The following is a 6,869-nucleotide window of genomic DNA, read 5'->3' as shown; positions in this document are numbered from 1 at the left end:
GTCGTGGCGTCGTGCGCGCGGCGTCGTCGACCGTCGCCCGGCGGCCTGCCCCGACTGCCCGACCCTGCTCGACCTGATCCGCGCGGACGGCCTGGAGCGCGCCCGCGCCGCCGTCGCCGGCGCGGCGCCCGACTTCGCCCTCGCCGATTTGGTGCTGGAGCCGCCGGTGATCGCGCCGCAGAAGATCTGGTGCATCGGCGTGAACTATGCCGACCGCAACGCCGAATACAAAGACGGCTCTGAGGCGCCCAAGTATCCGAGCCTGTTCGTGCGGTGCGCCACCTCCTTCGTCGGCCACGGCGTGCCGGTGGAGCGGCCCTTCGTCTCCACCCAGCTCGACTATGAGGGCGAGATTGCCTTCGTGATCGGCAAAGCCGGACGGCATATCTCCCGCGCGGATGCGCCGGGGCACATCTTCGGCCTCACCCTGGCCAATGAGGGCACGATCCGCGACTGGCTGCGCCACGGCAAGTTCAACGTCACCCAGGGCAAGAACTTCGACCGCTCCGGCAGCATGGGGCCGTGGATCGTCACCGCCGACGAGCTGGATCCCCTCGCCACGCTGGAGCTCACCACGCGGGTCAACGGCGAGGTGCGCCAGCACGACACCACCGACCGGCTGATGTTCCCGTTCGACGCCATCATCGCCTATCTCTCCACCTTCGCGACCCTGATGCCAGGCGACGTGGTGCTCACCGGCACGCCCACCGGGGCCGGCGTGCGCTTCGATCCGCCGCGCTGGCTCGCGCCCGGCGACGTGGTGGAGATCGATGTTCCGGGCATCGGCACCCTCGCCAACGGCGTCGTCGACGAGGTGCGCCCATGACCGGCAACACGACGACCGGCAATGCGCTGGCCCGACCCGCGCTCACCCTTACCCCCGCCGACATCGCCGCCGCCGCCCGGCGCCTCGATGGGGCGGAGAAGACGCGGGTGCAGATCCGCCAGTTCAGCCTCGACTGGCCGCAGATCACCATCCCCGACGCCTATGCCATCCAGCACGCCTGGATGGAGCTGAAGGCGTCCCAGGGCCGCATCGTGCGCGGCCACAAGATCGGCCTCACCTCGAAAGCCATGCAGGCGGCGGTGAAGATCGCCGAGCCGGACTATGGGGTGCTGCTGGACGACATGTTCGTGCCAGAGGGTGGCACGGTCAGCTTCGACGCGCTGATCCAGCCACGCATCGAGATGGAGCTGGCCTTCGTCCTGAAAAGCCGGCTCGCGGGCCGCGGCTGCACCGTCTTCGACGTGCTCAACGCCACCGATTATGTGGTGCCCGCCATCGAGATCCTCGACGCGCGCATCCAGCGGGTCGACCCCGAGACCGGCGCCACCCGCAAGGTGTTCGATACCATCGCCGACACGCCGCCAATTGCGGCATCGTCACCGGCGGCCGGCCGGTGCGCCCGCTCGACGTGGACCTGCGCTGGGTCGCCGGCCTGCTCTACCGCAACGGCGAGATCGAGGAGACCGGCGTCTCCGCCGGCGTGCTCAACCATCCGGCCAACGGCGTCGCCTGGCTGGTGGACCGCCTCGCCGCGTTCGACGTGGCGCTGGAGCCCGGGCACGTGGTGCTTGCCGGCTCCTTCATCCGCCCGGTGGACGTGCGCAAGGGCGACACCTTCCATGCCGATTACGGCCCGCTCGGCCAGGTCACCTGCCATTTCGCGTGAGGCTTCCATGGCACGCACCTCGATCTATGTGGATGCCTTCGGGCACGCCAATCCCATCCCCGCCGCGGCGCGGGTGGGCAACATCCTCGCCTCCGGCATCGTCTACGGGCTCGACCCGGCGACCGGCAAGGTGGCACCGACGCTGGAGGAGCAGTGCGCGCTGATGTTCGCGCACATGCGCACCATCGTCGAGGCCGGCGGCGGCACGGTGGACGACATCGTCAAGATCACCGTGTGGATGGTGGACCGCGCCAACCGCGCGCCGCTCAACAAGGAATGGCTCGCCATGTTCCCCGACCCCACGAACCGGCCGGCGCGGCAGGCCATGCAGGCGGTCGAACTGGGCAACGGCATGCTGATCCAGCTCGATTTCATGGCGGTGATCGGCGCCTGAGGCGCCAGCCGCGCAAGGAGGCCCAAGGTGCCCGATTATCTTCCCTTCGATCCCAATCCGCGCCCGGCCCATAGCCCGCCGCCCGCCAATGCCTGCGACAGCCAGTTCCACGTGTTCGGCGATCCGGCGCGCTATCCGGTGCGCCCCGGCGCGGTCTACGAGATGCCCACCGCCACCATCGAGGCGGGGCTCCACATGCACCGCACGCTCGGCATCGCGCGCGGCGTGATCGTGCAGGCGACCACCTACGGCGCCGATCACAGCGTGGTGGTGGACGCGCTGAAGGTGGCTGGCCCCAACTATCGCGGCTGCGCCAATGCCGCGGTGTTCACGCAGGCGAGCGATGCCGCGCTCGCCGACCTCGATGCCGCCGGCATCCGCGGCGCCCGCTTCTCCCGCCAGGGCCTGGGGCCGAGCCTCTCGGAGGCCGAGTTCAAGGCCGCTCTGGCGAAGACGCAGGAACTCGGCTGGTATGCGAAGGTGCAGCCGGAGGCCTCGGGCGTCGCCGCGCAGATCGCTCCGTTCGAGGACCTCGCCGTGCCGGTGGTAATCGACCACATGGGCCGCCCCGACGTCGCCCGCGGCCTCAAGGACCCGAGCGTCCTCAAGGTGCTGGAGCTTCTGAAGCGCGGCAACTTCTACGTGATGCTCTCGCTCGGCGAGAAGATCTCCAAGGCCGGCCCGCCCTGGGCCGATCTCATTCCCATCGCCCGTGCCTATATCGAGGCCGCGCCGAACCGAATCATCTGGGGCAGCGACTGGCCGCACCCGGTGTCGGTGAAGCAGCCGCCCAATGAGGGCGACCTGCTGGAGCTGCTGTACAGCTTCACGCGCTCCGACGAGGAACGCAGCAGGATCCTGGTGGAGAATCCGGCACGCCTGTTCGGCTTCCCGGCCTGAACCGAGCCGGCGCGCGCAGGTGCCGGGCAATTCGACGCAGCGTATCGCACCCCTGGACCGAGACGGGCGTTTCGGTCCAGGCTGTCGACCCGTGGCGTTGAGTGGATGAGCCGGTCATGCCGATCTGGAAGCCCAAGCCGAGCCGAGCGCAGGCGCGCCATGCCTGGCCGGCGGCCGCGATCGCGGTCGTCGTTGCCGCGCTCGTCTTGGCCGCGCTCGCCGTGGCCGCGATCGCTCCGGCCTCAGGCCAGACGGCGCCCCCGGAACCCATCCGGCTGCAGATCGTCGGCGGCCTGGCGCGCGTGACGCAGTTCACGGACTTCGAGCAGCCCTTCTGGAAGAAGGAGATCACCGAGCGCTCGGGCGGTCGCATCGTCGCCGACATCACGCCGCTCGACAGCGGCGGCCTGCGCGGGCAGGAGATGCTCCAGCTCATGCGGCTCGGCGTGGTGCCGTTCGGCAGCGCGCTGCTGTCCGTGGTTGCGGGCGACGAGCCCGAACTCAACGCGGTCGATCTTCCCGTGTTGAGCCCCGACATGGCGACGCTGCGCCGCTCGGTGGCGGCCTATCGCGGGCACCTCGCGCAGGTGCTGCGCGAGCGCTACGACATCGTGCTGCTGGGCGTCTACGCCTATCCGGCCCAGGTGCTGTTCTGCAAGGCGCCGTTCGCGAGCCTCAACGACATGAGCGGACGCCGGGTCCGCACCTCGTCCGTCGGCCAGTCGAGCCTGATGACAGCGCTCGGCGCCATCCCGGTGGTCCTGCCGTTCGCCGAGAGCGTGCAGGCGCTGCGGGATGACGTGGTGGACTGCGTCGTGACCGGAACGCTCAGCGGCTACGAGATCGGCCTTCCGGACGTGACCACCCATGTGCATGCCATGGCCATCAGCTGGGGGCTGTCCTTCTTCGGCGCCAACGTCGCGGCGTGGCAGGCGCTGCCGGAGGATGTCCGGGAGATCATCCGCACCGGCGTCGCCGACCTGGAGCAGCGCATCTGGGCGCAGGCGGAGTCCGATACCGGGCGCGGCCTTGCCTGCAACACCGGCGCGGCGGCCTGCGCCGGCCGACTGGCCCGGCCGATGACCCTGGTACCGACATCGCCGGACGATGATGCCCGCCGGCGCAAATTGATCGAGGAATTCGTTCTTCCGCAGTGGGTTGAGCGCTGCGGACCGGCTTGCGCAGACGCCTGGAATGCCTACCTTTCCAAAGTGCACTCGGTGCCCGTCAAGTCCGAGTGAGTCTGCGTCCCCGGTTCACATCGCGCGATGATCTGGCACCGCCTCAAGCTGACCGTCGTCGCCGGGACAATCCTGATCCTGGCCATCCTGGCTGCTGGGACGGCGCTCCTCGTGCTGCGCTGGGAGGAGGCGACCCGCCGCGCCGCGGACGCGGCCCTGGAGCGCTCGGCGCAGGCGGTTGAAAATGCGCTGAACCGCCAGTTGCTCCAGGTGCACGGCGCCCTGGCCAGCCTGCCGACCCTGCTCGCCGCGGCCAAGGCCTCGCCCCAGAGCCCGCTCGCCGCAGAGCTGCTGCGCGGCCTCAACTTCCAGACCCTGGCGTTCCGCGACCTGATGCTGGTCGCGCCCGACGGCGCCATCCTCGCCTCGGCGCGGGCGCGCGGCGGGCGCCGCACGCTGCGGCTCTCCGGTCGGATCCGGGCGGGGGATGCGGCAACGCTGGAGGGCCCGGTGCGCAATCCGGTCACCGGGGAATGGTCGATCTACCTCGTGCGCGCGGTCCCCGCCTGGGACGGGGTGCGCGCCGTGGCCGAGGTTCCCGTCCTCACCCTGATGCGGCTCCTGGCCGAGACCGGGGTCGATCCCGGCGTGCGGATCCAGGTGGAGCGGCCCAACGGCCAGCTGGTGGGCTCGCTCCCGCATGACGAGGTCGACACCGGCGTCGTCCGCCCCGGCGCGCTGGGCATGCGCAATCCGGACGGGGTGGTCTTCGTCGCTGCGGCACCGGACGGCGGCGACCTGCTGGCGGTCGTGCGGGCCACTCTGCACGGCGACCTCCGGGTGGTGCTCTCGACCCGCCTCGACGGGGTGCTCGCGCCCTGGGCGCCGCGATAGCGCGCGCGTGGTGGCCGCCGCCGCGATCGGCGGCTGCTGGTCGCCGCCTTTGCTGCCGCGCTGGTGCTGGCGCTGCGCCAGCGCGAGCAGGCCGAGGCCGAGCGCGCCCGGTCGGCGGCCGTCCTCGCCAACGCCGTGGAGGCCATGTCCGACGGCTTCGCCATGTGGGACGAGAACGACCGCCTGGTGACCTGCAATCACCGCTACCGCGACCTGTTCCCGCGCATCTCCGCGTTCCTGAATAGGGGCGAACGCTTCGAGGACATCCTGCGCAAGGGCATCGAGGTCGGCCAGTATCCCGAGGCGGCGGCGGACGTCGAGGCGTTCGTTGCCGAGCGCATGCATTGGCACCGCACCGGCACTGGCGGCATCGAGCGCCTGCTGCCGGACGGCCGCTGGGTGCTGATGACCGAGCGGCTGACGGCCGACGGCGGCATCGTCGGCATCCGCACCGACGTCACCGAACTCAAGACCGCGCTCGCGGAACTCGCGGAGGCCAATGCCCGCGCCAATGAGGCGGCGGCGGAGGCGCGGCGGCAGAACATCGCGCTCCGGGAGCGCGAGAGCCGCATCCGCTTTCTCGCCCACCACGACGATCTCACCGGTCTGCCCAACCGCATCCTGTTCCGCGAGCGCGTGGCGGAGGCCCTGGAGAACGCCCTCGCGCAGGACAGCCAGCTGGCGTTGCTTTATCTCGATCTCGACCGGTTCAAGGACGTGAACGACACGCTGGGCCATCCGGTGGGGGACGCGCTGCTGCGGGCGGCGGCCGAGCGGCTCACCTCCTGCGTCGCCTCGCCGGAACTGGTGGCGCGCCTGAGCGGCGACGAGTTCGCGGTCATCAACCTCGCGCCGCGACAGCCGCAGGCGGCCGAGGACCTGAGCCGCCGCATCATCGCGGTTCTGGCCGAGCCTTACGTGGTGCTGGGGCATGCGATCTCGATCAGCGTGAGCGTCGGGATCTCGGTGGCGCCGGCGGCGGGGGCGGATGCGGACACCTTGCTCAAGCATGCCGACCTCGCCCTCTATCAGGCGAAGGGCCGCGGGCGGGGGACGCAATGCGTGTTCGCGCCGGAAATGGACGTGCACCTGCGCGCCCGGCTGGAGATGGAGCTGGACCTCAGCCAGGCGCTGGCCAAGGGACAGCTGGAGCTGGCCTATCAGCCGATCTTCGCGGTCGCGTCCGGCCGGCTCTGCGGCTTCGAGGCGCTGCTGCGCTGGAACCATCCTCGCCGCGGCCTGATCGATCCGGCAACCTTCGTGCCGCTGGCCGAGGAATCGCGCGCCATCGTCGAGATCGGCGCCTGGGCCATGCGCGCGGCCATGCTGGATGCGGCGGCGCTGCCCGCCCATCTGCGGCTGGCCATCAACCTCTCTCCGGTCCAGATCGGCTTCGGCAACATTGTCGCGACCGTGCGCGGCGCGCTCGCCGAAACCGGCATTCCGCCGGGGCGGATCGAGCTCGAGATCACCGAAACCGCCCTCTTCGCCAACGACCAGCCCAACCTCGAAATCCTGCACGGCCTGCGCCAGGCGGGGGTGCGGATCGTGCTGGATGATTTCGGCACCGGCTATTCGAGCCTCGCGCGCCTGCGGCTGCTGCCGCTCGACAAGATCAAGATCGACCAGTCGTTTGTCCACGACGCCGGGTCGCAATCCTCCAGCGAGGCCATCATCGAGGCCATCGCGTCGCTCGCCGGCCGCCTCGGCATGGCCACCACCGCCGAGGGCATCGAGACGGCCGAGCAGTGGCAGATGGTGCGGCGGGCGCGGTGCACGGAAGCCCAGGGCTTCCTGCTGGGCAGGCCGTGTTCCGCGCGGGAGGCG

General features: G+C 70.6%; 6 protein-coding genes and 1 pseudogene. All 7 read left to right on the top strand.

The window, feature by feature from the left end:
* On the top strand, nt 1–826 hold an 826-nt coding region (locus AC2W7M_RS16660; RefSeq protein ID WP_486133396.1), incomplete at its 5' end, for a fumarylacetoacetate hydrolase family protein.
* Nucleotides 823–1,673, top strand: a pseudogene (hpaH, locus tag AC2W7M_RS16655) (2-oxo-hept-4-ene-1,7-dioate hydratase). The gene AC2W7M_RS16660 and the pseudogene hpaH, both read left to right, overlap by 4 nt.
* Nucleotides 1,627–2,067 carry a RidA family protein gene (locus AC2W7M_RS16650; protein ID WP_486133394.1) on the top strand — a complete coding sequence of 147 codons (441 nt, stop codon included), beginning with the start codon at nt 1,627–1,629 and terminating at the stop codon, nt 2,065–2,067. The pseudogene hpaH and the gene AC2W7M_RS16650 overlap by 47 nt, the downstream one beginning before the upstream one ends.
* A gap of 27 nt (nt 2,068–2,094) precedes the next feature.
* Nucleotides 2,095–2,967 carry an amidohydrolase family protein gene (locus tag AC2W7M_RS16645; protein WP_486133392.1) on the top strand — a complete coding sequence of 291 codons (873 nt, stop codon included), beginning with the start codon at nt 2,095–2,097 and terminating at the stop codon, nt 2,965–2,967.
* 116 nt (nt 2,968–3,083) lie between these two features.
* Nucleotides 3,084–4,208 (top strand): TRAP transporter substrate-binding protein, encoded by a 1,125-nt coding sequence (locus AC2W7M_RS16640; RefSeq protein ID WP_486133390.1) that lies wholly within the window; start codon nt 3,084–3,086, stop codon nt 4,206–4,208.
* Between the two features lie 27 nt (nt 4,209–4,235).
* Nucleotides 4,236–5,042, top strand: coding sequence for a cache domain-containing protein (locus tag AC2W7M_RS16635; protein WP_486133388.1), 807 nt, complete (start codon nt 4,236–4,238; stop codon nt 5,040–5,042).
* A 63-nt stretch (nt 5,043–5,105) separates the two neighbouring features.
* Nucleotides 5,106–6,869 (top strand): putative bifunctional diguanylate cyclase/phosphodiesterase (locus AC2W7M_RS16630; protein WP_486133386.1); only part of this gene is annotated, 1,764 nt, incomplete at its 3' end.

The sequence above is a fragment of the Xanthobacter sp. BG11Y11_SDJG genome (assembly GCF_057364445.1).
Note: the sequence above shows the minus strand (reverse complement) of the source record. Positions and strands in the feature narration are given on the sequence as shown.